Annotated in this window: 2 protein-coding genes; both read right to left on the bottom strand. The window is 36.3% G+C overall.

From position 1 onward, the window contains the following. Positions 1-288, bottom strand: a 288-nt coding sequence (locus TY19_RS11430) for a transposase (protein ID WP_148300598.1), incomplete at its 3' end; no start/stop codon positions are given. Beyond that, positions 251-334 (bottom strand): hypothetical protein, encoded by an 84-nt coding sequence (locus TY19_RS25920; protein ID WP_445082235.1) that lies wholly within the window; start codon positions 332-334, stop codon positions 251-253. The genes TY19_RS25920 and TY19_RS11430, both read right to left, overlap by 38 nt. Between the last annotated feature and the right edge of the window lie 140 nt (positions 335-474).

Genomic DNA, 474 nt, shown 5'->3' with positions numbered 1-474 from the left:
ATTTTTCATCTTCTTCTTTACTTTTGTGAAAAGATGAATTCCCTTTTGCATTAAAGTATTAGTCAGTTTTTCTGAAATATAACCTCTATCTACGAATGCTTTTCCTTTCATCCCTTCTATCATTTCTGGAACGGGTTTGCGATCATCCATATTGCCTGTTGTCAACTTAAATGCTACAATCTCTGCACGATGATTAATCACAAGATGGAGCTTAAACCCAAAGAACCAAACGATGGTTGTTTTTCCCCATTTAGCGTGGCTCTTTAAAGACACGATGGGAAGAGGCACGTTTGACGTGGCAAACCGTTAATACTGTAGAGTCCTTCACAGACACCTTGGTGTTCTTGAATCAAGCAAAACATAGGAAAATATGCTTCAGAGGTGAGTTGAAAAACCTTGAGTACCCAACAAGATTAGGGAATAAATATTTTAAAGTTGTTTTTACATGGTTTAAGTAGAAGTGTTTAAATGTTC

The organism is Candidatus Protochlamydia sp. R18 (genome assembly GCF_000648255.1).
GTDB lineage: Bacteria > Chlamydiota > Chlamydiia > Chlamydiales > Parachlamydiaceae > Protochlamydia > Protochlamydia amoebophila.
Note: the sequence above shows the minus strand (reverse complement) of the source record. Positions and strands in the feature narration are given on the sequence as shown.